General features: G+C 71.4%; 19 protein-coding genes. 7 read left to right on the top strand and 12 right to left on the bottom strand.

Annotated elements, in window-relative coordinates:
* Window positions 1-6 precede the first annotated feature (6 nt).
* The gene (locus tag QFZ82_RS03540) at window positions 7-474 is read left to right on the top strand and encodes a PPOX class F420-dependent oxidoreductase (RefSeq protein WP_307711707.1); all 468 of its coding nucleotides are present in this window, start codon (window positions 7-9) and stop codon (window positions 472-474) included.
* Between the two features lie 238 nt (window positions 475-712).
* On the opposite strand, the gene QFZ82_RS03545 is transcribed toward QFZ82_RS03540, so the two are convergent.
* Window positions 713-1,333, bottom strand: coding sequence for an L-threonylcarbamoyladenylate synthase (locus tag QFZ82_RS03545; protein WP_307711708.1), 621 nt, complete (start codon window positions 1,331-1,333; stop codon window positions 713-715).
* Between the two features lie 322 nt (window positions 1,334-1,655).
* On the opposite strand from QFZ82_RS03545, the gene QFZ82_RS03550 reads away from it, so the two are divergent.
* Window positions 1,656-2,039: a VOC family protein gene (locus QFZ82_RS03550; protein ID WP_307711709.1), complete on the top strand. Its 384-nt coding sequence runs from the start codon at window positions 1,656-1,658 to the stop codon at window positions 2,037-2,039.
* Between the two features lie 48 nt (window positions 2,040-2,087).
* On the opposite strand, the gene fusA is transcribed toward QFZ82_RS03550, so the two are convergent.
* Together fusA and QFZ82_RS03560 are read right to left on the bottom strand one after the other, a co-directional pair.
* Window positions 2,088-4,181 carry an elongation factor G gene (gene fusA / locus QFZ82_RS03555; RefSeq protein ID WP_307711710.1) on the bottom strand — a complete coding sequence of 698 codons (2,094 nt, stop codon included), beginning with the start codon at window positions 4,179-4,181 and terminating at the stop codon, window positions 2,088-2,090.
* A gap of 468 nt (window positions 4,182-4,649) precedes the next feature.
* Complete coding sequence (locus QFZ82_RS03560; protein ID WP_307711711.1) at window positions 4,650-6,353, bottom strand: lysyl oxidase family protein; 1,704 nt, start codon at window positions 6,351-6,353, stop codon at window positions 4,650-4,652.
* A 225-nt stretch (window positions 6,354-6,578) separates the two neighbouring features.
* On the opposite strand from QFZ82_RS03560, the gene QFZ82_RS03565 reads away from it, so the two are divergent.
* From QFZ82_RS03565 to QFZ82_RS03575, 3 genes are all read left to right on the top strand, one after another.
* Window positions 6,579-7,307, top strand: coding sequence for a class I SAM-dependent methyltransferase (locus tag QFZ82_RS03565; protein ID WP_307711712.1), 729 nt, complete (start codon window positions 6,579-6,581; stop codon window positions 7,305-7,307).
* A 180-nt stretch (window positions 7,308-7,487) separates the two neighbouring features.
* A complete protein-coding gene (locus QFZ82_RS03570) occupies window positions 7,488-8,081 on the top strand; it encodes an NAD(P)H-dependent oxidoreductase (protein ID WP_307711713.1) in 594 nt (197 codons plus the stop codon).
* Between the two features lie 251 nt (window positions 8,082-8,332).
* Window positions 8,333-8,887 (top strand): MMPL family transporter, encoded by a 555-nt coding sequence (locus QFZ82_RS03575; protein ID WP_307711714.1) that lies wholly within the window; start codon window positions 8,333-8,335, stop codon window positions 8,885-8,887.
* Here the strand turns inward: QFZ82_RS03575 and QFZ82_RS03580 are convergent.
* A complete protein-coding gene (locus QFZ82_RS03580) occupies window positions 8,835-11,063 on the bottom strand; it encodes a catalase (protein ID WP_307711715.1) in 2,229 nt (742 codons plus the stop codon). The two genes, QFZ82_RS03575 and QFZ82_RS03580, sit on opposite strands and share 53 nt — an antisense overlap.
* Before the next feature lie 268 nt (window positions 11,064-11,331).
* On the opposite strand from QFZ82_RS03580, the gene QFZ82_RS03585 reads away from it, so the two are divergent.
* Window positions 11,332-11,688 carry a hypothetical protein gene (locus QFZ82_RS03585; protein WP_307711716.1) on the top strand — a complete coding sequence of 119 codons (357 nt, stop codon included), beginning with the start codon at window positions 11,332-11,334 and terminating at the stop codon, window positions 11,686-11,688.
* Between the two features lie 31 nt (window positions 11,689-11,719).
* Here QFZ82_RS03585 and QFZ82_RS03590 read toward each other — a convergent pair whose 3' ends face one another.
* The 7 genes from QFZ82_RS03590 to QFZ82_RS03620 form a co-directional block, all read right to left on the bottom strand.
* Window positions 11,720-12,316, bottom strand: coding sequence for an ATP/GTP-binding protein (locus tag QFZ82_RS03590; RefSeq protein ID WP_307711717.1), 597 nt, complete (start codon window positions 12,314-12,316; stop codon window positions 11,720-11,722).
* Window positions 12,297-12,671, bottom strand: coding sequence for a DUF742 domain-containing protein (locus tag QFZ82_RS03595; RefSeq protein ID WP_307711718.1), 375 nt, complete (start codon window positions 12,669-12,671; stop codon window positions 12,297-12,299). The genes QFZ82_RS03590 and QFZ82_RS03595 overlap by 20 nt, the downstream gene beginning before the upstream one ends.
* A complete protein-coding gene (locus QFZ82_RS03600) occupies window positions 12,664-13,095 on the bottom strand; it encodes a roadblock/LC7 domain-containing protein (protein ID WP_177153562.1) in 432 nt (143 codons plus the stop codon). Before QFZ82_RS03600 ends, QFZ82_RS03595 begins: the two co-directional genes overlap by 8 nt.
* A gap of 20 nt (window positions 13,096-13,115) precedes the next feature.
* A complete protein-coding gene (locus QFZ82_RS03605; protein ID WP_307711719.1) occupies window positions 13,116-15,734 on the bottom strand; it encodes a nitrate- and nitrite sensing domain-containing protein in 2,619 nt (872 codons plus the stop codon).
* Window positions 15,735-15,924: 190 nt separating this feature from the next.
* A complete protein-coding gene (locus QFZ82_RS03610) occupies window positions 15,925-17,109 on the bottom strand; it encodes an NAD(P)/FAD-dependent oxidoreductase (protein WP_307711720.1) in 1,185 nt (394 codons plus the stop codon).
* Between the two features lie 136 nt (window positions 17,110-17,245).
* A complete protein-coding gene (locus QFZ82_RS03615) occupies window positions 17,246-18,820 on the bottom strand; it encodes an amino acid adenylation domain-containing protein (protein ID WP_307711721.1) in 1,575 nt (524 codons plus the stop codon).
* Entirely contained in the window at window positions 18,817-20,775 is a 1,959-nt protein-coding gene (locus QFZ82_RS03620) for a beta-ketoacyl synthase N-terminal-like domain-containing protein (RefSeq protein ID WP_307711722.1), read from the bottom strand. The genes QFZ82_RS03615 and QFZ82_RS03620 overlap by 4 nt, the downstream gene beginning before the upstream one ends.
* Before the next feature lie 659 nt (window positions 20,776-21,434).
* Between QFZ82_RS03620 and QFZ82_RS03625 the strand changes: the two genes are divergently transcribed.
* Window positions 21,435-22,481 (top strand): GAF domain-containing protein, encoded by a 1,047-nt coding sequence (locus tag QFZ82_RS03625; RefSeq protein WP_307711723.1) that lies wholly within the window; start codon window positions 21,435-21,437, stop codon window positions 22,479-22,481.
* A 79-nt stretch (window positions 22,482-22,560) separates the two neighbouring features.
* On the opposite strand, the gene QFZ82_RS03630 is transcribed toward QFZ82_RS03625, so the two are convergent.
* A complete protein-coding gene (locus QFZ82_RS03630; RefSeq protein ID WP_307711724.1) occupies window positions 22,561-23,307 on the bottom strand; it encodes a helix-turn-helix transcriptional regulator in 747 nt (248 codons plus the stop codon).
* Window positions 23,308-23,309 lie beyond the last annotated feature (2 nt).

Genomic DNA, 23,309 nt, shown 5'->3' on the forward strand with positions numbered 1-23,309 from the left:
CCGACCATGGCACGCCACATCGCCACCAACACCAGGGTGGACATCGAAGAGTTGCTGTCGTTCGTACGGCCCCGTCACCGGGCGATCCTGCTGACCCGCCGGGCCGACGGCTCGCCCCAGGGATCACCGCTGACCTGCGGCGTGGACGACTCGGGCCGGATCGTCGTCTCCACCTATCCGGAGCGTGCCAAGACACGCAACGCCAAGCGGGACGAGCGGGTCAGCGTCATCGTCCTGTCGGACGACTGGAACGGACCGTGGGTGCAGATCGACGGCACGGCGGAGGTCATCGACTCCCCCGAGTCGGTGGAGCCGCTGGTCGAGTACTTCCGCAACATCTCCGGAGAGCATCCCGACTGGGACGAGTACCGGGAGGCGATGATGAAGCAGGGCAAGTCGATCATCCGCGTCACGCCGGAGCGATGGGGTCCGATCGCCACGGGCGGATTCCCGGCCCGGCTCGCCGAGGACTGAGGCTCCCCGGCCGCCGGAATCCGCCCCGACGGGCTTCCCTCCCGCGCCGGGGTCAGCCGTCCTGCTTCCTGCCCTGGACCGCATCGCCGAACTCCTGGACCGTGCCGGTCTCGTCGTCACCGCGCGGCTGGAACAGCAACCCGAGCCACCGTGAAGCGGCCGTACGTCTGTGTCCTGGCCCGCAGACCCGCATCGTCGTAGCACCCGAATCGTCCTGGCAGGCGCACCTGCCCCCCGGCTACTCGAAGCGAGCCGTGTCGCCCGCTCCCCTGCGGACGATCTCGGCCTCCCCGCCGGAGAAGTCGATGACCGTGGTCGGCTCGGTGCCGCAGTCGCCCGAGTCGACCACGGCGTCCACGACGTGGTCGAGCCGCTCCTTGATCTCCCAGCCCTGCGTCAGCGGCTCCTCCTCGTCGGGCAGGAGCAGAGTGCTGGAGAGCAGCGGCTCGCCGAGTTCGGCGAGGAGGGCCTGGGTCACTGCATGGTCGGGGATCCGGACGCCGACCGTCTTCTTCTTCGGGTGCAGCAACTGGCGCGGCACCTCCTTCGTCGCCGGCAGGATGAAGGTGTAACTGCCGGGCGTCGCCGCCTTGATCGCGCGGAACACGTCGTTGTCGATGTGCACGAACTGGCCCAGCTGCGCAAAGTTCTGGCACACCAGGGTGAAGTGGTGACGGTCGTCCAGATTCCGGATCGACCGGATCCTGGTGATGCCGTCGCGGCTGCCCAGCTGGCAGCCCAGGGCGTAGCAGGAGTCCGTCGGGTACGCGACGAGCGCGCCGGAACGGATACTTTCGGCCAGACCGGTGATGACGCGTCGCTGAGGATTCTCGGGATGCACGTCGAAGTACTTCGCCATCCGCCGAGTCTAAGGCCCGTCCGCCGATCGGTCCCCGACCGGAGCCGCAGTGGGTCGGTGAGGCGGTCCGCGGCCGGTGCGGGCGTGCGCGTCCCGATCGCTGGACGTCAACCGGGCGCAAGTGGAGGGCGGTTGACGGACGGACGGGCGGCCGGCGCGTTCGTCGGCCGCGCCCCACGACACGCCCGGCGCGCGGGATCCCGTGAGGGTGATCCCCGGCGACCATCCGGGCGCTTCCGCGTGGCGTTCCGGCGCGCGCGCCGCGCACCTGGTGTGGCCTGGCCCGGGACAGGTACCAGACACGGCGGAAGGGAACGGGGCGATGTTCAGGAACACCAGGGCGTTCAGCGGTTTCTCGGTGAACGACCTCGGCAGGGCAAGGCAGTTCTACGGCGACACCCTCGGTCTGGAGGTCGAGGAGTCCGGTGGCGGGGACATGCGTATGCTGTTCATCACCCTCGGCAGCGGGGCGCGCGTGCTCGTCTACCCCAAGGACGACCACCGGCCGGCCGACTTCACGATCCTCAACTTCGAGGTCGACGACGTCGACGCCGCCGTCGACGAGCTGGGGCGGCGCGGGGTCACGTTCGAGAAGTACCCCCAGTTCGAGGCGGACGAGAAGGGCATCGTGCGGCAGGCCGGCCCGACCATCGCCTGGTTCAAGGACCCTGCGGGAAACGTCCTCTCCGTGCTGCAGGAGCACTGAGCCCGGTGGGCCCGCCCCTCCGGTCACGGACGGACGGGCCCACCAGGTCTAGGCCGACAGCACCCCCTCGGTCACCGCCGCCGGCACGACGGCGTACCCGACGGCTCGGGTCGTGAAGGTCCCGCGGCCCTGGGTACGGCTGCGCAGCCGGGACGCGTAGCCGAACAGTTCGGCCAGCGGCACGGTCGCGGTGATCACCGCTGTGCCGGCCCTGGCCGTCTGGCCCGACACCCGGCCGCGCCGTGCCGCCAGGTCACCGAGCACGCCGCCCACGGCGTCGTCGGGCACGGTGGCCGTGACCTCGACCACCGGTTCCAGAAGCGCCATCACACTCGCGCGCAGCGCCTCGCGGAGCGCGAGCCTGCCGGCCGTGCGGAACGCCATCTCCGAGGAGTCCTTGGGATGGGTGGCTCCGTCCGTGAGCGTGACCTGCACTCCGGTCACCGGGTGTCCCCCGAGGGGGCCTTCGGCCAGGGCGTCCCGGCAGCCGGCCTCCACCGCGCGGATGTACTCCTGCGGCACCCGTCCGCCGGTGACCGCCGAGCGGAACACCAGGTGCCCGGCGCCGCCGGACGGGTCGTCCGGCGTCGCCGCCTCCACATCGAGGACGACATGGGCGAACTGGCCCGCCCCTCCGTCCTGTTTGACGTGCCGGTACACCAGGCCCGACACACCGCGGGCGACCGTCTCGCGGTAGGCCACCTGCGGCCGCCCCACGCCGACCTCCAGCCCGTGGGCGCGGCGGATCTTCTCCACCGCCACCTCCAGGTGCAGCTCGCCCATGCCCGACAGCACGGTCTGGCCGGTCTCGGGATCGGCCCGCACCGCCAGCGAGGGATCCTCTTCGACCAGACGCGCCAGTGCCGAGGCCAACCGGTCGGTGTCGAGGCTGCTGCGGGCCTCGACCGCCACCGAGACGACGGGATCGGCCACGGTCGGCGGCTCGAGGACCAGCGGCGCCGCCGGTGCGCACAGAGTGGCCCCGGCACGGGCGGACTTCATCCCGATCACCGCGACGATGTCCCCGGCCACCGCGTGGTCCACCTCGGCGTGCCGGTCGGCCTGCACCCTCAGGATGCGGCCGATCCGCTCGCTGCGGCGCGCGCCCGCGTCGAGCACCGTGTCCCCCTTCCGGATCGTTCCCGCGTACACGCGCAGGTAGGTCAGGCGTCCCGTCGCGGTCGAGTTCACCTTGAAGACCAGGGCCGCGAACGGTGCGTCGGGATCGGCCGCGCGCTCCTCGTCCGCTCCGCCGTGGGTGCCGCGCACCGCCGGAACGTCCACGGGCGACGGCAGGTAGGCGACGACGGCCTCGAGCAGCGGCTCGATCCCCCGGTTCCGATAGGCCGAACCGCACAGCACCACCACGGCCTCACCGGCCAGCGTCAGATCGCGCAGAGCCGACCGGAGTGTCACCGCGGACAGAGTCCCCTCGCCGCAGAACTCCTCCAGCGCACCCGGGTGCATTTCCGCCACCGCCTCCTCCAGGAGGGCGCGGCGCCGCAGCGCCTCGTCCCGCAGGGAGTCGGGCACGGGACCTTCCTCGACGGTGTCGCGTCCTGTGCCCCACACGAGTGCGCGCATGTGCACCAGGTCCACCACGCCGGTGAAGTCGTCCTCCCGTCCGATCGGCAGCTGGACGACGAGCGGGACCGTGTGCAGTCGCTCCCGGATGGACGCGACCGCGGTGTCCAGGTCGGCGCCCGCGCGGTCCAGCTTGTTGACGAAGGCGATCCGCGGCACCGCGTGCCGGTCGGCCTGCCGCCACACCGACTCGCTCTGCGGCTCGACACCTGCAACCGCGTCGAACACCGCGATCGCACCGTCGAGCACCCGCAGCGAGCGCTCCACCTCGTCGGAGAAGTCGACGTGGCCCGGCGTGTCGATCACATTGACGCGGTGCCCCTGCCAGACGCAGCTGACGGCAGCGGCGAAGATGGTGATGCCACGGTCGCGCTCCTGGGGGTCGAAGTCGGTGACGGTGGTCCCGTCGTGGACCTCGCCGCGCTTGTGGGTGGTGCCGGTCAGGTAGAGGATCCGTTCGGTGACGGTGGTCTTGCCGGCATCGACATGGGCGAGGATGCCCAGGTTCCGGACGGCGGTCGGCTGGTTGCTCGCATGACGTTGCGGGGTGGTACGCACGGCCCGAGGCCTTTCGTGGTGATCTGGAGTTCACAGGGCAGCGCGATTTCCGGACGAAGCGGGGCCCGTGCTCGGGCCCGGCGGAATCTCCTGGCACTCGACGGCACGGCGCAGGCCGTGCTGCCGCGCACCGGGCAGCGGTGGGTCAGGAGTTCGTCACGGACGTCCAGTGGCGGCCGCGCAGCCGGCACCGGGCGCACGAAGACACCAGGATCACGTCGAACCGGGACCGGGGAACGGCGACAGCGGTGCGGTGACACATTGCCGGGCTCCCCTCGTTCGTCTCACTCGTCGACCAGGCATGCGCTGCGGTGATCGGCAGCGTGCGAAAGCGAGTGTAGGAAGCCTGCAGGGGCCCGGGCATCCGATTATTCGCCTGAGCCCGATGCGCCGCACCCGCCGGCGCCGCACCTGCTCCGGGCACGCGAAGGCCCCGACCGGCGGGCGGTCGGGGCCTGGTGACGAGGGTCAGTTGGCGTCGACGAGGTCGTGCGCGGGCACCTTGACCGTACGGGCGCCGGGCACGCCGCCCAGAACGATCTTGCGGAGAGCGCTGTTGTTGTTCAGGTTGGTCTCCTTCAGCCTCTTCTCCGGGTTGGCCAGCACCTGGATGTAGTACGTGCCGTTCGGCAGGCCGGTGATGTCGAAGGACTGGCCGGGCAGGTCCTGGGTGTAGGTGTCACCGGAGCCGACGTCGAGGACCTCACGGACGGAGATCGAGTTCTCCTGTCCGCAGGCGGTGGAGAGGTCGGTGTTCTCCGGGTGCCAGTTGGCGTTCTTCACCGTGTAGTCAACGGCGTCCGTGTTGGCCAGGCAGAACGCCTCCTTGCCGCTGCGCACCGCCTCCTTCTTGTCCGCCTTGAGGAGCCGGTAGCTGGCGAAGTCGGTGAAGTGCCAGTGCTCGTGACCGGGTCGGGGGTCCCACTCCATGGTGCCGGTCGGCGTGTAGCCGACCTGCTTGCCCTTGGCGTCGTAGAAGTACTGGTAGGCGTCCATCAGCTTCTTGCCGGGAGAGCGGAAGCCGTCCACGACCAGCTGGGCGGGGCCGGCGTTCCACACGTTGGCGCTGAAGGCGAGGTAGTCCTTGCCGGGAACGTCGTCGCCCCCGTCGCTGATGGTGATGCCGTAGGCAGGCAGCGACCGCAGGTCGGGCTTGGGGACGTCGGGGACGGCGGCGCGGCCCGTGGGCCGCTGCGCGTTCGGCTTCAGGGCGGGCGCGCGGCGCGAACCGTCGGTCTGCCCCGTGCCGTCGCCCACCCTCGCGGCTGCGATCCCGACCTTCTTCAGCGCCCACGGAAGGGCGGGAGGTGCGGGCGGGTAGGGGCCGTGGCCCACGTTGTACGACGGACCGGCACCGCTCGTCGGGGCCGCCGGCGGGGCGGTGCGCTGCCCCTGGTGGTGGGCGTGCCCGGCCGCGTGGGACCCGTGCTGCGCGGCCCGCGCCGCGCCCCCGCCCTCGTCCCAGCTGCGTTCGCGCACCGTGAGCTTGATCGTCTGGGGCTTGTCGGCGATGCCGAAGTGGTCGCGGTAGCGCTTGGCGACGGACACCTTGGCGGTGTACTTCCCAGCGGGCAGGTCGGCCTTCTCGGAGTAGTGGCCCGCATACGTGTTGGAGGCCCAGCCCTTCTCTATCCCCCACACCGAACCGAGAGTGAACGGGTTGACCGGACAGCTCTGGGGATAGTGCGACGTGGACGGCGCGTCGGGGCGTACCCGGCCGGAGGCGTTGTTCGGGCAGAAGGGCTCCGTCTTCTTGAGCACCGTCCTGCCGGCCGCGTCGGCGACGGTGATCTCGGCGAATCCCGGCAGTCCCGAGAAGTCCTTCACCAGGCCCGCGGGAAGCGTCTTCGTCCGGGTCGCCTTCCCGTCGCGGATGATCTGCGTGGCGACCACGGGGTCCTTGTAGGACTTGCGGGTCACCTTGAGCTCGAGAGGGCCGTTCTCGGCGGTGAGGTAGGTCCCGAGGTCGAGGTAGACGCCCGGCTCCTCCTTCCACGAGTCGAGCGTCACGGACGTGGACGCGGCGATGAGGCTGAGCTTCGGTGCGGGCTGGGCGGCCTGCGCCTGCTTCCCGTCGGGCGCGGCGGCGACGACGCCGGCGACGACGGCGATCGCCGCGGCACCGGCGATCGCCGGACGCCTGAGGCGGGACTGGCGGGTTCGGGTCATCATTCCTCGTTCTCGGTCTCGGACGTGCGTGCGGGACGGTGGACGATCCATCGCGCTGGGCCCGGCCGGGCGGCCGGGGCTGCATGGGCCGGTCCCGGGCCTGGCGATGAGGTCGCACAGTTGTGTGTGCGCTGTGAGAGGGAGGTGAGGGGCCGGAGGTTGTCCGCCGATGCGCCTCCAGCAGATCGTTGGCCGAAATCGGCTCCTCGGGCGCGCGATCCGGTCGCCGTGGCCTCGTTCTCCTTCACCGTCCTCGCGACTGTGGTAGCTCACCGCAGGTTCGGCCTCGGGGCGGTGCCGTGCGATCCCGAGCGCATGGTCAGCGCGAGCAATCACGAGCGGGTGCGCCGGAGTTACGACACGGTGGCCGAGGAGTACCGGGCGCGGATCGCGGGCGAGCTCGCCCACAAGCCCTTGGACCGGGCGCTCCTGGCGGCCGTCGCCGAGGAGGCGGGACCCGGTGCGCCGGTCGCGGACCTGGGCTGCGGGCCCGGGCACGTGGCGGCATGGCTCGCGGACCACGGGGTCCGGCCGGTCGGCATCGACCTCTCCCCCGCGATGGTCTCGGTCGCCCGCCGCGAGCACCCGGGGACGGAGTTCCGCGAGGGCGACCTTCTGCGTCTTCCCGCCGCGGACGGCGAATTCGGCGCGGCCGTCGCGCTGTACTCCGTCATCCACCTGCAGCCCGCCGAACTGCGCCCGGCCTTCGAGGAGATGCGCCGCGTACTGAAACCCTCCGGCCTGCTGCTGGTCGCCTTCCATCGCGGCGCGGAGGTCCGGCACTTCGCCGAGTGGTGGGGCCATGAAGTGGACGTGGATTTCCACTTCTTCGCCGGCGAGACGGTCACGGCGGCGCTTCGAGAGGCCGGCTTCGCCGTCGAGGCGACGCTGGAGCGGGCCGGCTACCCCGAGGAGGCGGCGACCGACCGCACGTACGTGATGGCCCGTCCGTCCTGAGGCGCGGCGTGGACGGCGGCGTGTGGCGGATCGAGATCGCCTGCAACGCCGGGAGTCCGGCGGGCGGTTGACGTATCGTCGGTTCCAGGGTCGGCCGGTGCGGGTGGAGTACGACGTCCCTCCGGACCTCCGCACCCGAACCCCTCGACCGGTTACGACGATGTCCACGACAGGGGAACCATGCGCGCAGGGGTCTATCTCGCTCACCCACGGCCCGGCAGTTTCAACCACGCCGTGTTCGATGCCGTGGTGGAGGAACTGCGCGGCCGCGGATGCGAGGTGCTCGCGCACGACCTGTGCGCCAAGGGGTTTCCGCCCGTACTCGCCCCGGACGAGACCGGGACGGTCGCTTCGGCCTCCTCGCACGTCGACGCACAGGTGGCCCTCCACCGGGCTGAGGTGGCCACGCTCGATGCCCTGGTCTTCGTGCACCCGAACTGGTGGGGCATGCCACCCGCTGTTCTCACGGGATGGGTGCAGCGCGTCCTCGCTCCGGGCGTGGCGTACAAGCTCGCGTCCGCGGAGGGCGTGCCGGCGGGGCTGCTGACGGCGGGCCGTGCCCTCGTACTGAACACCTCCGACACCCCCGCCCACCGTGAACAGGACGAGTTCGGCGACCCGTTGGAACGGATCTGGTCCGCCTGCGTCCTGCCCTACGTCGGAGTCGACGACGTGCGACGCGTCGTCTTCCGCACGGTGACCGATTCCACCGCCACGTCCCGCGCCACGTGGCTGCGGGAGGCGCGCCGGCAGGCCGCCGCACTCCTGGACTGACCGAGTCCCTGCATCCCCCGACGCACGAGGCCGGCGCCAGCGGACGAGGAGCTGGCGGACCAGGGCATCGGTGGCCCACTCCTGCCAGGCGTCCGAGGACCATCCCCGCTCGTGGACGAGAAGGTGACAGGTCTCGGGTGCCGTCACGGCCAGGGCTGTCGGCGGCCCTGGCCGCGTCGGTCCCCGGCCGCAGCGCGCCCTCGGCGTCGAGCGCATCGGCGAACCGGAGCTGCACGATGTGGCGCTGACCGATGTTGGTACGCCACAGGTCGGCGATCTGCGTCCCGGTTCTGATGTTCTGCATCACCTTCGGCCTGGCCATGGACTACAGCGTCCTCCTGCTCGCCCGGATCAAGGAGGAGTACACGGCGACGGGTGACAACACCCGTGCGGTGGCGTTCGGCATGGAGCGCAGCGGCCGCCTGATCACGGCGGCCGCGCTGATCGTGACCACGGTGCTCGGCGCCATGGCGACCTCGGAGCCGGCCGTCCTCAAGCTCCTCGGAGTGGGACTTGCCCTTGCCGTCCTGGTGGACGCGACGATCGTGCGCGGCCTGCTGGTCCCGGCGGCCATGCGGCTCCTCGGTCACAGGAACTGGTGGGCGTCCCGGCCGCTGCGCCGGCTGCACGCCCGTATCGGTCTGAGGGACGACCGACACCGGAGGGCACCCGCAGGCGGAGCCCCGGGCCGGCCGCGGGAAAAGCGTCGGCCGCGCCCTCCTGGTGCGCGGCCGACGTCACGCGATGACCGTGTCAGGCGGTCTCGAAGCGTTCCCAGACCCGGTGGCCGCCGAGGAGCCGGGTGATCTCGGTGAGCGTGGCGTCCCCGCTGTCCCCGCTCACCACGCCGGGTGCGCCGGCGGGAACACCGGCGGCCTCCAGGACACCGGCCGCTCCGTTCCAGCCGCCGATGGCCTTTCCGTGGCGATATGCCTCGGAGACCATCAGAAGCACGCGCGGATCGGATGCGACGTTCTGCCGGGTGACGGCGTCGCCCGCCTTGGCGTCGCGGGCGCCGAAGGCATCGTCCGCCGGGCCGGGGGCTCCGGCCAGGACCAGGGCGTCGAATTCGATGGAACGGGCAGTCGCGAAGGTGCGCTGGACCGCGACCGGGTCGCCGTCCGCGCCCAGCTCGCCGCCGCTCGGCGCGATGACGAGCGGGACCATGCCCGCGTCGAGCACGGACCGGCGCACCGCCCGGACGCCGTCGAGGTCGCAGTCGGCGTCGGCGACGATGCCGATGACGCGGCCGTCCACCGGCCAGGTGCGGCCGATCTGGGACAGGGCCGGACTGGGCTCGACGGACGTCAGGGGTTCGGTCGGCTTGGGAGCGGGCAGCCCGAGCGCGGCGGCGACGCCTTCGCACAGCTCGGGGTCGATGTTGGCGAGCACCTGCAGGCCCCGCTCCTTGATGGCCTGCTCGTAGCACTTGCCCAGTTCGAACGAGTAGGCGGCGATGATGTGCTCGCGCTCCGGCGGGGACATGCTCAGCCAGAACCGCCGGGGCTGGCTGAAGTGGTCGGCGAACGAAGCGGGCGCCTCGCGGACCTTCTTCGCCGCCGGCACGTCGAGCGGCACCTCGACGTAGGCCGCCGTGTCGGCGGCCGCCTGGAACGGGCAGCCGCCGTCGAGGGAGTTGGGCCGATAGGGGGCGACGCCCCGGTGCACGGCCGTCTGGTGCATGCCGTCGCGCGACATGTCGTTGACCGGTGCGTGGGTCCGGTTGACCGGAATCTGGGCGAAGTTGGGTCCGCCGAGTCGGCTGATCTGGGTGTCGAGGTAGGAGAAGAGCCTGCCGGACAGCAACGGGTCGTCGGTGATGTCGATACCGGGGACGAGGTGGCCCGGGTGGAACGCCACCTGCTCGGTCTCGGCGATGAAGTTCGACGGGTTGGCGTTCAGGGTCAGCAGGCCGATGGGCTGCACCGGCGCCAGTTCCTCGGGGACGATGTTGGTGGGGTCGAGGAGGTCGATGCCCTCGAAGGTCTGCTCCGGGTTGTCGGGGAAGGTCTGGATGCCGAGCTCCCACTGGGGGTGGGCGCCCGCCTCGATGGCGTCGGCCAGGTCGCGGCGGTGGAAGTCGGGGTCCATGCCACCGGTGATCTGGGCCTCCTCCCAGACCATGGAGTGCACGCCCAGCTTCGGCTTCCAGTGGAACTTGACGAGCGTCGTCGCCCCTTCGGCGTTGACCAGCCGGAAGGTGTGGACGCCGAAGCCCTCCATCATCCGGAAGGAGCGGGGGATGCCGCGGTCGGACATGTTCCACAGCGTGTGGTGGGTGGCCTCGGTGTGCAGGGTGACGAAGTCCCAGAACGTGTCGTGCGCGCTCTGCGCCTGCGGGATCTCCCGGTCCGGGTGCGGCTTGCCCGCGTGGATGATGTCGGGGAACTTGATCGCGTCCTGGATGAAGAAGACGGGGATGTTGTTGCCGACCAGGTCGAAGGTGCCCTCGGTCGTGTAGAACTTGGTCGCGAAACCGCGGGTGTCGCGCACGGTGTCGGCCGAGCCGCGCGAGCCGAGCACGGTCGAGAAGCGGACGAAGACCGGTGTCTCGACGTCCTTGGCGAGGAACGCCGCCTTGGTGACCTTCGCGGCGGTGCCGTATCCCGTGAACACCCCGTGCGCGCCGGCGCCGCGCGCGTGCACGACGCGCTCGGGGATGCGCTCGTGGTCGAAGTGTGTGATCTTCTCGCGCAGGTGGTGGTCCTGAAGGAGCACCGGCCCGCGGCTTCCCGCCTTGAGCGAGTGGTCGGTGTCGTACAGCCGAGTGCCCTGAGCCGTGGTCAGGAACGCGCCGCCCTGGGCGAGGGCCGCCGGGTCGGCTCCGGTCTCCTGGCCGGTGGGACCGACCGTCGCCGGTCCGCGCTGGTCCGGCTTGGGCGGGAGGGGGTCGCGGGGTTCGGTCGGTTCCTCGAAGGGCGGGGGCTGCGGGGCGGGCTTGCCCGGGATCTCGTCGGCGGGGCCGGACGTGTTCCGGTTCAATGTGTCCTCCAGGGGTACGGTGACCGGACGCCGGAACCTTCACCGCCGCCACAGGCGATACCGGCGGCCCGGTACCTGACCCAGCCGATTCTTCTGCGGCGGGCGCCCGGAAGCAGCCTGAGTACCCCCATTCCGGGGGGCGAACCGGGGCGGGAGGACTGCGGCTATCCTGCGGCGGTGCCGGTCCGGGGGACCGGCTCGCCCAGAACGACGCGTTCACCCTTGATGCCGTGCCACGGTGACCGGCACGGCAGGAGACGGAGCCTTGATGGACCCTCAGCACTTCCGGCGGATCACGGCGTTCGTGGAGGCGCGGCTCACGCCGCTCTTCGACGCCGCGACGGGCAGCACGCACGGCTTCGGGATGGACGACACCGCCCGTGCCCTGCGCGCCCTGCGTGCCACCGTGCTCGCCGCCTCGGCGGTGGAGGGGGTCTTCGAGCAGCGCGACCGGGCCGACGGGGAGGTCCGGCACATCGCCGACCAGGCGCTGGCTCACAATTGGGACGTGCTGCGGCGCATCGCGAGGAACTGGGAGGACCACCCGGACTTCCTCCGCGAGTTCAAGCGCGAGTCCTGGGAGTTCGACGACGAGCTCGCGCCCGCGGCCGCCGCGGAGGGCTGAGCGGGCGGGCCGGCCGCCGACCGTTCGGCGGTCAGCGGCCGGCCATCGGCACCAGGCGGGCGGCGGCCTGTGCCCTTGCCGCTTCCAGCAGGGCGAGGAGCACCGACTTGCTGGACTCGCGATCGCGCACGTCGCACAGGATGACCGGCGTGGTGGGTTCGAGGGCGAGGGCCTCACGCACCTGCCGGCTCGTGCAGTCCCGCCTGCCGTCGAAGCAGTTGACGCCGACCGCGAAGGGGATGTTGCGCTCCTCGAAGAAGTCCACCGAGGCGAAGGAGGCGTCGAGCCGCCGGGTGTCGGCGAGCACCACGGCGCCCAGGGCACCGAGCGCCAGGTCGTCCCACATGAACCAGAAGCGGTCCTGTCCGGGCGTGCCGAACAGGTAGAGCACCAGTTCCGGGGAGACGGTGATCCGGCCGAAGTCCATGGCCACCGTGGTGGCGTACTTGCCCTCCACGCCCGCCAGGTCGTCGATGCCCCGGCTGACCTCGGTGATGCGTTCCTCGGTCTCCAGCGGGGGAACCTCGCTCACGGAGCCCACCATCGTGGTCTTGCCCACGCCGAAGCCGCCCGCGATCAGGATCTTCAGTGCCGTCGGCATGATCGGCTCAGAGCTGGCGGATAGCATCCATCACCCTTTCGATGAGTTCCACGCTCGGTTTGTCCGTCTCCGACGGCGGGGCCTGGACCAGGATCAGCGAGGCGTTGAGCAGGTCCCCGCACAGGACCTTCACCACGCTGACCGGCAGGTCGAGGTGGGCAGCGATCTCGGCGACGGCCACGGCGCGGTCCCGGCAGAGTGCCAGGATCTCGGCCGCCTCCGGCTCCAGCGGCTCATGCCCGGCGTCGTCCGGGGACCGTGTGACGACGAGCGTGATCAGCGCGAAGCTGTGCTGGCTGTGACGGGTGCGCCCGCCGGTGATGGCGTACGGCCGGACGTGACGTCCGGCCTGCCCTTCTTCGAACCACGGCGCTTCAGGCATCCTGGATGTGACCGTGGAAGGAGTTCTGCACGCGCGGCGCGGCACTGAGGTACTTGCCGACCTTCTTGACGAGCGTGCCCATCTCGAACGCCATCATGCCGACGTCCACTTCCTCGGAGGCGATGGCCGCCAGTCGCGCTCCGCGGCCCGCGGCGGTGACGAAGAGGAATGCCCTGTCCATCTGGATGACCGTCTGCTGGACCTCACCCCCGTGGAAATGCCGGGCAGCGCCGCGGGCGAGGCTGTGCATCCCCGATCCGACGGCGGACAGGTGCTCGGCGTCGTCTCTGCCGAGATCCTTCGACTTGCCGATAAGGAGGCCGTCCCCGGACAGCACGATGGCACAGCGGATCTCCGGGATCTGGTCCACGAGGCTGTCCAGTAGCCAGTCCAGCTGGGGAGCGGCTTGTACCTGCTCAGTCATTGCTGAATGTTCCCTCACAGTTAGTTGGCGCCCTGGTCAGGCGAGTCCGCCTGACCGTCGGCACCAGCCGACTTGTCCGTCTCGGTGATCCGCGCCCGCTTCATCCCTTGCTGGATGGCCATCATGGCGCGGGCCGAGTCACCTGGCGAGAGACCACCGGTCTCCTCCTCGTCGCCCCGTGCCTGGGCCTCGGCCTCCGCCTGCGCCGCTTCCTTGCGCAACTGCTGCGCGAGGCTCGCTCCCTTGGTCCGCTGGGGAAGGATGCGAGGGGTCGCCAGGGGCTGGGACGGTTCCTGCGCGCGCTCGTAGGCGGCCGGCTCGTAGGCCGCCGGCTCGTAGGCCGCCGGCTCGTACCCCCTGGGCTCGTACCCCGCCGGGTCGTAGGCAGCCGGCTCCCGATGCCGCGCTTCGGGGTCCGGATGCTCCTGGGGAGGCGTCCAGTCCGCCGGCATCGGGGGCTGTGCGGCGGCCGAATGAGCTGACGTGGGCGGCAACAGACCTGCACCTCCGTACTCGGGATACCCGTGCTGATCCACGCGCTGCTGCGGGAGCGCGGCGCCCGCACCGCCACCCGGGGCGACGCCGTTCGTGACCGCGTTGAGCACCATCGTGTCGCCGCCCGGCGCGTCGGCCGCGGCCGGCCGGGGCGGCTCCAGCCGCCCCGGCCCGTTCGCCGAGGCCGCTGTCTTGAGCTGCTCCAGGAGCGGGGAGTCGTGCTCCTCCAGCAGGGCCGTCGGTACGAGCACGATGGCGAGGGTGCCGCCGTAGACGGACTCCCGCAGCTCCACCTTGATCTTGTGGCGCTCGGCGAGCCGGGCCACCACGAAGTGTCCGAGGCGGGGGTCCTCGCCCAGCGACATCATGTCGAGCTTGGGCGGGTGCGCCAGAAGGTGGTTGGCGCGGGCGCGGTGCTCCTCCGGCATCCCGAGGCCGTGGTCCTCGATGTGCAGGGCCAGGCCCCGGGCGACCTTCGTGGCGCTGACGTACACCTGGGTGTCCGGCGGGGAGAAGCTCGTGCCGTTCTCGATGAGTTCGGCGAGCAGGTGGGTGACGTCGGCGACGGCCCGCCCGGCGAGGGACACCTGCCGGCCCGGGGGCAGGTTCTTCACCTTGACCCGGGTGTACTGCTCCGTCTCCGCCACGGCACTGCGCATCACGTCGGTGATGGAGACGGGGGCGGTCATACGGCGGGTGGGCGGGGATCCGCCGAGGATGACGAGGTTCTCCGAATGCCGCCGCACACGGGTGGCGAGGTGGTCGACCTTGAAGATGTCCTTCAGCAGGTCCGAGTCCTCGTGCTTGCGCTCGAGGTCGTCCAGCAGGGAGATGAGCCGGTGGATCAGGATCTGCGTGCGGCGGATGAGCTGGGCGAACACCCTTTCCGTGCCCTCGCGGCCGCGGGACTGGTGCGCGACGGTCTCCACGGAGGCGAGTGCCAGGCGGTCGATCGCCGCTTCGAGCCGTCCCAGGTCGTCGTCGGGCTGGTCCGCCAGAGGCATGAGTTCGGCGGGGTCGACCCGCTCTCCGCGCTCGAGCCGGGCGAGGAGTTGGGGCAGCCGGGTGCCCGCCAGGTCCTCGGTCTTCCGGTGGAGCCGGGAGAGCCGGTCGGCCAGCGCGCGCCGTACACGCAGAGCCGGGACCCCGACGGCGGCCAGGCCGGCCAGCGTCGCCAGGGAACCGAGGATCAGGCCCAGCACGAGGTCGTCGGCCTTGTCCTCAGCGGTCCCGGCCACGTGCGCGAGGGAGTCGGAGTCCAGCGTCTGCAGTCCCTCGACGACGGTGTCGGAGGCCTCCGGCCATCCGGTGGCCGACTTCGGCAGGCCGGTGTCCCGGCCGCCCGCCACGGCGTCCTCGATCGACACCAGCTGCGTCCAGAGCGGCCCTTCGGTGAGCCGTGCGTAGGCGTCGGCCTGACTCGGGGGCAGGTCACCGGCGTTCAGGTCGGCGAGCGCCTCGCGCTGGATCGCGAGGTACTGGCCGAACCGGGCGCGGGTCGCGGCGTCCAGGCGGCCCGAGGGCAGAGCGCCGGCGAGCAGCGCGTCCTCGCGGGAGAGCATCTCCGTGAGCCGCACCAGGGACGACGTGGCCGCGGCTGCGTGGGCGACGCTCCCGTCGTCGGTCCGGGTGGCCGCCGTGACCAGGGCCGTGGCTTCGCCGATGGTGTCCGTGAAGTAGGTGAAGGCGTCGTCGTCGCCGAGGGTGCGGTCGTCGATCGCCGCACGGCGATCGGACAGCGCGTCCAGCGATTCCTTCAGGCGGCCGGCCCGGGCCTTCAACGACGTGGTGTCCAGCCCCGAGGGCGAGGACCGGCGGTACTCCTGTACGGCGACGTCGGTTCGCCCGCGGGCGCTGTCCAGGGCGGTACGAGCGGCGCTGCTCCGGGCGGCCTGCCATGCGGCAGTGAGGCGGCGCTCGTCCTGGAGCCGGGACAGCACGTCGTGCGCGGGCTGCCCCGCGGAGGTGACGCGCTCCGACTCGTCACGCAGCTGAATCTGCTCGTCCACGAGCCCGGTCGCCGTGTAACCCCACACACCGGTGAGGAGCACCGCCGGAACGGCAAGGGACAGGGCGAACGGCAGTCGAATGGACTTGCGCGGGGCGGACCTGTGACTGGTCCGCCGGTCGCGGGTGCCTGGCATCTGAATCCTCGTACGACAGCGAAACACTGATGGTAGTTAGGGACCGTCCCAAAAAAATGCTCAAGTACCCCTTGCGCGTGTCACCTTGACAAATGATCAGCCGGAGTCGGCGGGCCGTTGAACCGTACCAGGATCATGGCGCACCGTCACACGTGAGCTCCGGTTGTGAAACACACCTTGCTCAGGCCGGTCACAACAGGGCGAGCAGCTTGGGGGTGTAAAGGGCGCTGACGGTCTCAATTCCGGCGACCATGTCGAAATAGATGGCGGTCAGGTCCTCGTCCCTCTCCACCGCCCGCAGAAGGGAGAGCCGCTGCTCGTGCGGGGCCAGTTGCGCCACCGCGAGCGTGGACTCGTAGCCCGGTACGAGGGCGGCGTCCCGGTCGTCGGCGTAGTCCCGGAGCGCTCGGTCGAGCCGGAGCGGGTCGCCGCCGAGCAGGTCGCCCACGCGCCGCACCAGGGTTTCCGCCTGGAGGAACGCGTCGCTGATCCCGCGGGCGGTGATGGAGTCCTTGTGGTGTCCGGCGTCGCCCACCAGCGCCCAGCCGGGGCCGGTGGCCTGGCGGAAGAAGTTCCGCTGGTCGCCTGTGCCGCGCAGTCTCTCGATGCGGCGCTTGCCGTCGAGCCTGTCGTAGAGCGCGGGAGCGGTGGCGCGTATCTGTCCCAGGTAGGCGCTGCGGGCGTCGGTGCGGACTTCCTCGAACCGGGACTGCGGGAAGTAGGTCAGGACGAGCGTGGCACCGTCGTTGGTGGGGACGGCGGCGACCCAGCTCTGCGGATTCTCGTACAGCTCGAGGGTGGCCGGAACGTCCTGCCAGTATCCGTAGTAGGCGCAGGTCAGCCGGGGGTCCTGCACGGTGTAGCGCGCACGGCTGAGCCGGGCGACCGTGGAGCGCATTCCGTCGGCGCCGATCACGAGGCGGGCCCGCTCCGTGAAGGTGCGGCCGCCGTGCCTGCCCTCCACACCGACGACGCGCCCGGTGTCGTCGTGCAGCAGGCGGGTCACGGAGCACCGGTCGCGCAATTCGGCACCGGCGGCGACGGCCGCGTCCACCAGGATCGCGTCGAGGACATGGCGGCGCGGGGCGTAGCCGGCGCGCTGCCCCTCCACGCCCCGGGCGCAGCCCTCCAGGCGGATGTCCGCCACCTCGTAGACCGCGTGGTCCAGGGGCGGGCAGCCGGAGGCCCGGACGGTCTCCAGCAGGCCCCAGCGGGCGAGTGCCGCGACGCCCGGCTGGTGGATGAGGTGGGTCGAGAGGGTGTCGGAGGGGAATGACGCCCGGTCGAGCACGAGGACCCGGTAGCCCGCGCGCGCGAGCAGCATGGCAGTGGGAGCTCCGGCGCAGCGCGCGCCTACCACGATGGCGTCGAACATGTGCATGCCTCACAGACATCGGTGCCGGGTGGGAGCCGCGAGGCCGCCTCGGGGGCGGACTCGGGCGACAGCTCCGGACGGGGGACGGAAGGCGCCCTCTCGTGAGCGGACGGGGGCGGACGGGGCGGCCGTGGGGTCAGTGACCGCGCCCGAGTTCGGCGAGCAGGGCGTTCCGGTCGATCTTGCCGTTGGCGTTGAGCGGCAGTTGCCCGAGGACGGTGATCCGGCTCGGCACCATGTACGGCGGCAGCCGGTCGCCCAGTCCTGCGTACAGCCGCTGGGCTACGCAGTCGTCGCCGCTGACCGCGGCCTTGAGTTCCGGCTCGCCGTCGGGGGCCGGGACGGCGAGCACGACCGCGTCGCGCACACCGGGCTGCTCCCTCAGCATCGCCTCGATCTCGCCGAGTTCGATCCGGTGGCCGCGGATCTTGACCTGGTGGTCCGTCCGGCCCAGGTGGACGAGGTGTCCGTCCTGCACGGTGGCGCGGTCCCCGGTGCGGTACCAGTGGCGGTCGGGCGGCGGCGCGGCGCTGTCGTGCGGGACGGCTTCACCGCCGTCCCGCACGGCTCCGCTCTTCTCGAAGGGCACGAACCGGCCGGTGTTGTTCGCCGGTTCCAGGTAGCCGGGGAACCGCTGCGGACCGCGGACGCACAGCTCGCCGGTGTCGGCGGGCCGGCCGTTCTCGTCCAGCAGCAGGAGGTCGAGCGACGGGTGGCAGGTCCCGATCGGCACGGTCCCGTTGGGCGTGCCGGGCCAGTCCGCCGGGTCGCGGGGCAGCCGGAAAGCGGTGCAGGAGACGGTGAGTTCGGTCGGCCCGTAGAGCACCTCCAGCGTGCTCCCGGGCGCCGCCGCCTGCCACTCCTCTGCCGCGGCGCGGTGCAGCGGCTCTCCGCCGAACACACTCCAGCGCAGGGTCGGCATGCTGCCGGGCCCGAGTGTGCCCAGCCGTGAGGCGAAGGTGATCAGTGACGGCACGGAGAACCAGTGCGTGAGCCGCTGGGCGTTGACCGTCTTCACCGGTGACATGAGCTGGCTGCGCTGCTGCACCACGAGCGTGCCGCCGGATGCCCAGGCGACGAACAGGTCGTGCACGGAGCCGTCGAAGGTGAGGTCGAACGTCTGCGAGAGCCGGCTGCCCGGCCCCACGTCGTAGCGGGTGGTCACGTGGCCGAGGTAGGCGGAGAGGTTGCGGTGCAGGATCGGCACTCCCTTGGGCGTGCCCGTCGATCCGGAGGTGAAGATGAGGTAGGCGACGTCGTCCGGGTCGGGTTCCCGGTGTGAGCGCTCGGGCGGCGGCCCCGCCCTCAGAACGTCCAGTTCCTCGGCGCCCACGACGAGCAGGGGGATCCCGGGGTCGGCGGACTCGGCGCCGGAGGCGTCGGCCACGGCCAGATCGAGGCCCGCGGCCTTGACGATGTCGGCGGTGCGTGCCCGGGGGTGCTCGGGGTTGAGGGGCACGACGGCCGCGCCGGTCCGCAGGATGGCGAGATAGCCGGCGTACGCCGTCACGGAGCGGCCGGCCAGCAGCCCCACGCGCCGGGGCGCCTCGCCGCCGTTGGCCGCGACCAGCCGGGCCGCGAGCCGTTCCGCGAGATCGCGCAGGTCGGCGTAGGTCAGTCGCTCGTCTCCCACCTCCAGGGCGACGCAGTCATGGCCGAAGGCGACGGCCGAGCGGGCGAACCACTCGTACGCGGTCTGGGGAGTGCTCATGAGGCGGCCGCCTCCAGGGCGTGGATCCACGAGCGCAGCGCGCCCACCGTGCGCAGCCGGGCGAAGTCCTCCGGATCGACGTCGCGGCCCGTCCTCTTCGACAGCTCGACGATGAGCCGCAGCTTCGCCAGCGAGTCGATGCCGATGTCGGCGAGCGCCGAGTCGTCGTCGAAGGGAACGCGGGCGTGCTCGCGCAGCACCCAGGCGGCGAGGTCCTCGTCGCTCTCCTCCCGCTCCTCGCCGAACCAGTACCGCTTGGTCTGCCACGGGTAACGGGGCAGCGGGACGAAGCGCCCCTCCTTCCCGAACACGTCGTCCCAGTCGACCGGCAGGCCGTCGCGGTAGCGGTCAGCGGCCGCGGCCAGGCTCTCGGGAGCTCCGTCCGGCCGGGTTTCCCCTTCAGGCCGGCCGAGCGCGGCCGCCATCTCCTCGTGGGACGCCCCGATGACGGCCCGGCGGTGTTCGTGATGCCGGCGGCGGGTGGCCGCGCTGTAGCAGATGTCGCGAAGGGGGTGGGCGGCGCCCTGGCCGCCGGGGCCGAGGTAGGCGGCGTAGGCGCGGGTCAGGGCGTCGAGTGCGGCGGGTGTACGGGCGGACAGCGCCAGCACGTACGGCGTGCCGTCGGCGGCCGCGGCGGGGTCGGCCGGGCGGGGGTCGGCCTGCCGGATCACCACGTGGGCGTTGAGGGCGGAGGAGCCCTGACCGGAGATCCCCGCGATGGCCGGGCGGCCGAGGTCGGGCAGGTCGTGGAGCTTCTGCGGTATCAGCAGCGGCAGTTCGTCCCAGGCCACCGCGGGGTTCGCGGTGGTGAGGTGCAGGCTGGGCGGGACCTGGCCGTGCTCCAGGCAGAGCACGGCCTTGATCAGTCCGGCCATGCCGCCGGCGGCTTCCGCGTGGCCAATGTTGGTCTTGACGGAGCCGACGAGCAGGGGCCGATCGGCGGGCCGGCCCTCTCCCAGCACCTCGCCGAGCGCGCTGATCTCCAGCGGGTCCAGTGCGGGTGAGCCCGCCCCGTGCGCCTCGACGTAGTCGACGTCGGCCGGGTTCACCCCGGCGTCCTCGTACGCCCACCGGAGCGTCTCGACCTGGCCTGTCAGGGACGGGGTCAGCAGCGAGTCGCCGGTGCGGCCGTCGTTGCCGATGGCGCTGCCCTGGATGACGGCGCGGATACGGTCGCCGTCGGCCAGCGCGTCGGCCAGGGGCTTGAGCACGACGACGGCCACCGCGTCGCTCGGGGCATGGCCGTCGGCGCTCGCGTCGCCGAACTTGCTGCGGCCGTCGGCCGCGAGGGCGCCGGCCTGCGTCATCATCACGCTCTCGTCCGGGCGCAGTGCCAGGTTCACCCCGGCGGCGATCGCCAGAGGGCTCTCTCGCGCGCGCAGGCTCTGTACGGCGCTGTGCACGGCGGCCAGGGAGGAGGAGCACGCCGTGTCCACCACGACGCTGGGGCCGCGCAGGTCGAGGACGTAGGACAGGCGTGCCGGCAGGAGCGAGCGGTAGTTGTTGAACTGCGAAGGCGTCGCCGCCTCAAGACCCTGACGGAACCGCATCTCCAGGTAGTCGGAACGGGCGTTGCCCACGAACACGCCGGTGCGGCTGCCGGCCAGATCGTCGGGCCGCCGGCCGGCGTCCTCCAGGGCGTCCCAGGCCGTCATCAGCAGCAGCCGTTGCTGCGGGTCGAGTTCCACCGCCTCGGTGGCGGACATGTCGAAGAATTCCGCGTCGAAATCGGCTACCTGGTCGACGTAACCGGCCCGGCGGCTTCCGATCCTGCCCGGTTCCGGGCGTGTGGAGTAGAGGGCGTCGGCGTCGTAACGTTCAGGTGGGGTCTCGCTCGTGACGTCCACCCCGTCACGCAGCAGTTCCCACAGCTCGTCGGTCCCCGACGCGCCGGGGAGCCGGCAGGCCATGCCTATCACCGCCACCGACCGTGCGTCCACGTCCGACCTGTTCATCAGAACACTCCTTCGATGCTTCCCGATGTCGTTGCGGGAGGGGGCTGTTCACGTCGTTCCGGAGGCTCCCGGAGGCGGCGGACGCTTCCGGGCGGGCCGCGCGGAAGGTCCCGGGATCCGGGCGCTGCGGCCGGGTCGCACGGGGAAGCGACCCTGACATCGTGATGTCGGGCCTGCGGGCACCGGTGTCAGCCTGTCGTGGTGGCTCACGGTCAGGCGCAACTGCCGCCCGGGGGCGGCGAGGACCGCGCCGAGCACGCGGCCGTGGAGTGTTCCTTGGCATCGTGCAGAGCATGACCGACCGGGCGCGCACGCCCGTGCCTGGGGCAGCAGTGAGCCCGCAGCTCGAACCGCACTTGACCCACCGCGCTGTTCCCTTCCCTGCGATCACCCGATACGCCGACCGCATGCCTACCCACCGCATGATTGTCATATGTCAAACCGCTTCGGCTCGTTCCGGTTCGCGGATTGGCGTGAAGTGATCGTCCGGGTGTGGAACCTTACCCGGTTTGGACGGAAATCGCGGTTGGGCCTGGCCATGGAGACCGCGGCGACCGGCGGCATCGGACGAGCGTGGCGGCCGTCCCGGTGTCTCGAGCGAGACAGAAATGATTCCGGTGCGTCGATGCGGAGGGCCGGAATCTGGTTACATCTGGCGCATGGATCCCCTGACATCTGATCAGAACGGTCGCGCGGCGGAACAGCGCAAGCTCCGGCTGCAGGTTCTCGGCCTCAACAGCGTTGAGGCGGAAGCGACGTTCGACCGTGTGGCCCGACTTGCCGCCACCTTCACCCAGGCCCCCCTCGCCATGGTCAACTTCATCAACGACGAGCGGCAGATGTTCCGTGGCATGTACGTCCCGCCGTCCTCTGCCGAGGACCACACGGCCGGCGAGGGCCGCGGCATCGTCTTCGACCTCAGCGACATAGCCCGCGAAGCACCCAGTGACTACGGCTTCTGCCCCCACGTGGTGGCCCAGGGGTCCCAACTGGCCCTGGACGACGTGTTCGACTACCCGCGGTTCCGCGGCAATGCCCTGGTCAACGACATGGGAGTGCGCTCCTATCTCGGCACCCCGCTGCGCGACCACACCGGCATGATCCTCGGCACCGTGTGCGTGGCCGACGTGGTGGCCCGCACCTGGGACCGGAACCTCAAGGAGGGCATGCAGGAACTCACCGAGACCCTGCTGTCCGAGTTCAGGCTGCGCGACAGTCTGCTGGCCCAACAGCAGGAACTGTTCGCGGTGTTCGACGGCGCGCCCTTCCCGATCATGCTCACCGAGGGCCCGGAACACCTGCTGCGCTACGCCAACGGCAAGCAGGGCGCGGCCTTCGGCATGGTTCCCCAGTTCAGCCCGGGACGGCACGTGCTGACCGGTCTGGACGCCGTCGGCGTCTTCAACGCGATGGACGAGGCCTTCCACACCGGCCGGACCACTACGCTCCCCCACGCGTCCATCACCACCTACGACTCCCGCGCGGCCCAGGACTTCAGCTTCCTGTGCACTCCGGTGCGCACGTCGCCCCAGGCGCCGGTCAGTGGTGTCCTGACGGTGGCCATGAACGCCCAGCAGCCGTATCCCGGCGCCGAGCAGCAGGTGTTCGCCGCCAACGTCCAGGAGCGGTTCGAGCAGCTCGGCGCGGCCGGCTTCGGTGGTCCGATCCCCGGGCAGCAGGGCGGAGGCGGCCACTACCCCCGGTGAACCCCGGACCTCGCGCACAGGTTCCCGGTCTCGTTCACACGGCCGGGAACGGGCGCCCGCGTCCGCGTACGCACGGGGGTCAGGGCCGCCGGGCGCGGGCGCCGGGCGTGCAGCCGAAGGCGCGACGGAAGACGTCGATGAACGCGCTGGTGGAGGACCATCCGCAGCGGTGGGCGACCGTGGTCACCGGCACGTCGTCGGCCAGCATGCGCAGGGCGTGGTAGAGGCGCAGCTGGGTGCGCCATTGCGGGAAGGTCATGCCGAGTTCGCGGCGGAAGAGCCGGCTGAGGGTGCGCTCGCCGGCTCCCACCGCGACTCCCAGGGCGGACAGGGTGCGCGGGTCCGCCGGGTCGTCGTGCAGGAGGTCGCAGACGGCCGCGAGGCGGGGGTCGGCGGGAGAGGGCAGCTGGACGGGCTGCTGGGGCGATGAGCGCAGCTGGTCGAGGACGACCGCGCGCAAACGCCGGCGCTCGGGGCTGTCGACCTGGGGGCCGCGGGTCCACACGAGGATCAGTTCCCGCAGCAGCGGGCTGACGCTCAGCACACCGGGCGTGTGCAGGCCGAGCGGATTGGTACGGGCGGGCAGTCCCAGCAGATGCAACTCCAGGCGCCCGTACGCGCGGTGGGCGTGGACGCAGCCGGCGGGGACCCAGATGGCGCGAGTGCCGGGGGCGAACCACGTTCCGGCATCGGTGGTGACCGCCACGACTCCGGTGCCCGCGTAGACGATCTGGTGGTCGTCGTGGCGGTGGGCGTCGATGCTCTCGCCCGGAGCCAGCTTCTGCGCGCGGGTGGGTGCTCGCGGAGTGTGGCGGATGTCCGGCATAG

It is taken from the genome of Streptomyces sp. V4I23 (assembly GCF_030817975.1).
Lineage (GTDB): Bacteria > Actinomycetota > Actinomycetes > Streptomycetales > Streptomycetaceae > Streptomyces.

Coding starts and splice junctions, on each gene's coding strand:
- QFZ82_RS03540 (WP_307711707.1), top strand. CDS start 7: ATGGCACGCCACATCGCCACCAACACCAGGGTGGACATCGAAGAGTTG.
- QFZ82_RS03545 (WP_307711708.1), bottom strand. CDS start 1,333: ATGGCGAAGTACTTCGACGTGCATCCCGAGAATCCTCAGCGACGCGTC.
- QFZ82_RS03550 (WP_307711709.1), top strand. CDS start 1,656: ATGTTCAGGAACACCAGGGCGTTCAGCGGTTTCTCGGTGAACGACCTC.
- QFZ82_RS03560 (WP_307711711.1), bottom strand. CDS start 6,353: ATGATGACCCGAACCCGCCAGTCCCGCCTCAGGCGTCCGGCGATCGCC.
- QFZ82_RS03570 (WP_307711713.1), top strand. CDS start 7,488: ATGCGCGCAGGGGTCTATCTCGCTCACCCACGGCCCGGCAGTTTCAAC.
- QFZ82_RS03575 (WP_307711714.1), top strand. CDS start 8,333: ATGTTGGTACGCCACAGGTCGGCGATCTGCGTCCCGGTTCTGATGTTC.
- QFZ82_RS03585 (WP_307711716.1), top strand. CDS start 11,332: ATGGACCCTCAGCACTTCCGGCGGATCACGGCGTTCGTGGAGGCGCGG.
- QFZ82_RS03590 (WP_307711717.1), bottom strand. CDS start 12,316: ATGCTATCCGCCAGCTCTGAGCCGATCATGCCGACGGCACTGAAGATC.
- QFZ82_RS03595 (WP_307711718.1), bottom strand. CDS start 12,671: ATGCCTGAAGCGCCGTGGTTCGAAGAAGGGCAGGCCGGACGTCACGTC.
- QFZ82_RS03600 (WP_177153562.1), bottom strand. CDS start 13,095: ATGACTGAGCAGGTACAAGCCGCTCCCCAGCTGGACTGGCTACTGGAC.
- QFZ82_RS03605 (WP_307711719.1), bottom strand. CDS start 15,734: ATGCCAGGCACCCGCGACCGGCGGACCAGTCACAGGTCCGCCCCGCGC.
- QFZ82_RS03610 (WP_307711720.1), bottom strand. CDS start 17,109: ATGTTCGACGCCATCGTGGTAGGCGCGCGCTGCGCCGGAGCTCCCACT.
- QFZ82_RS03615 (WP_307711721.1), bottom strand. CDS start 18,820: ATGAGCACTCCCCAGACCGCGTACGAGTGGTTCGCCCGCTCGGCCGTC.
- QFZ82_RS03620 (WP_307711722.1), bottom strand. CDS start 20,775: ATGAACAGGTCGGACGTGGACGCACGGTCGGTGGCGGTGATAGGCATG.
- QFZ82_RS03625 (WP_307711723.1), top strand. CDS start 21,435: ATGGATCCCCTGACATCTGATCAGAACGGTCGCGCGGCGGAACAGCGC.
- QFZ82_RS03630 (WP_307711724.1), bottom strand. CDS start 23,307: ATGCCGGACATCCGCCACACTCCGCGAGCACCCACCCGCGCGCAGAAG.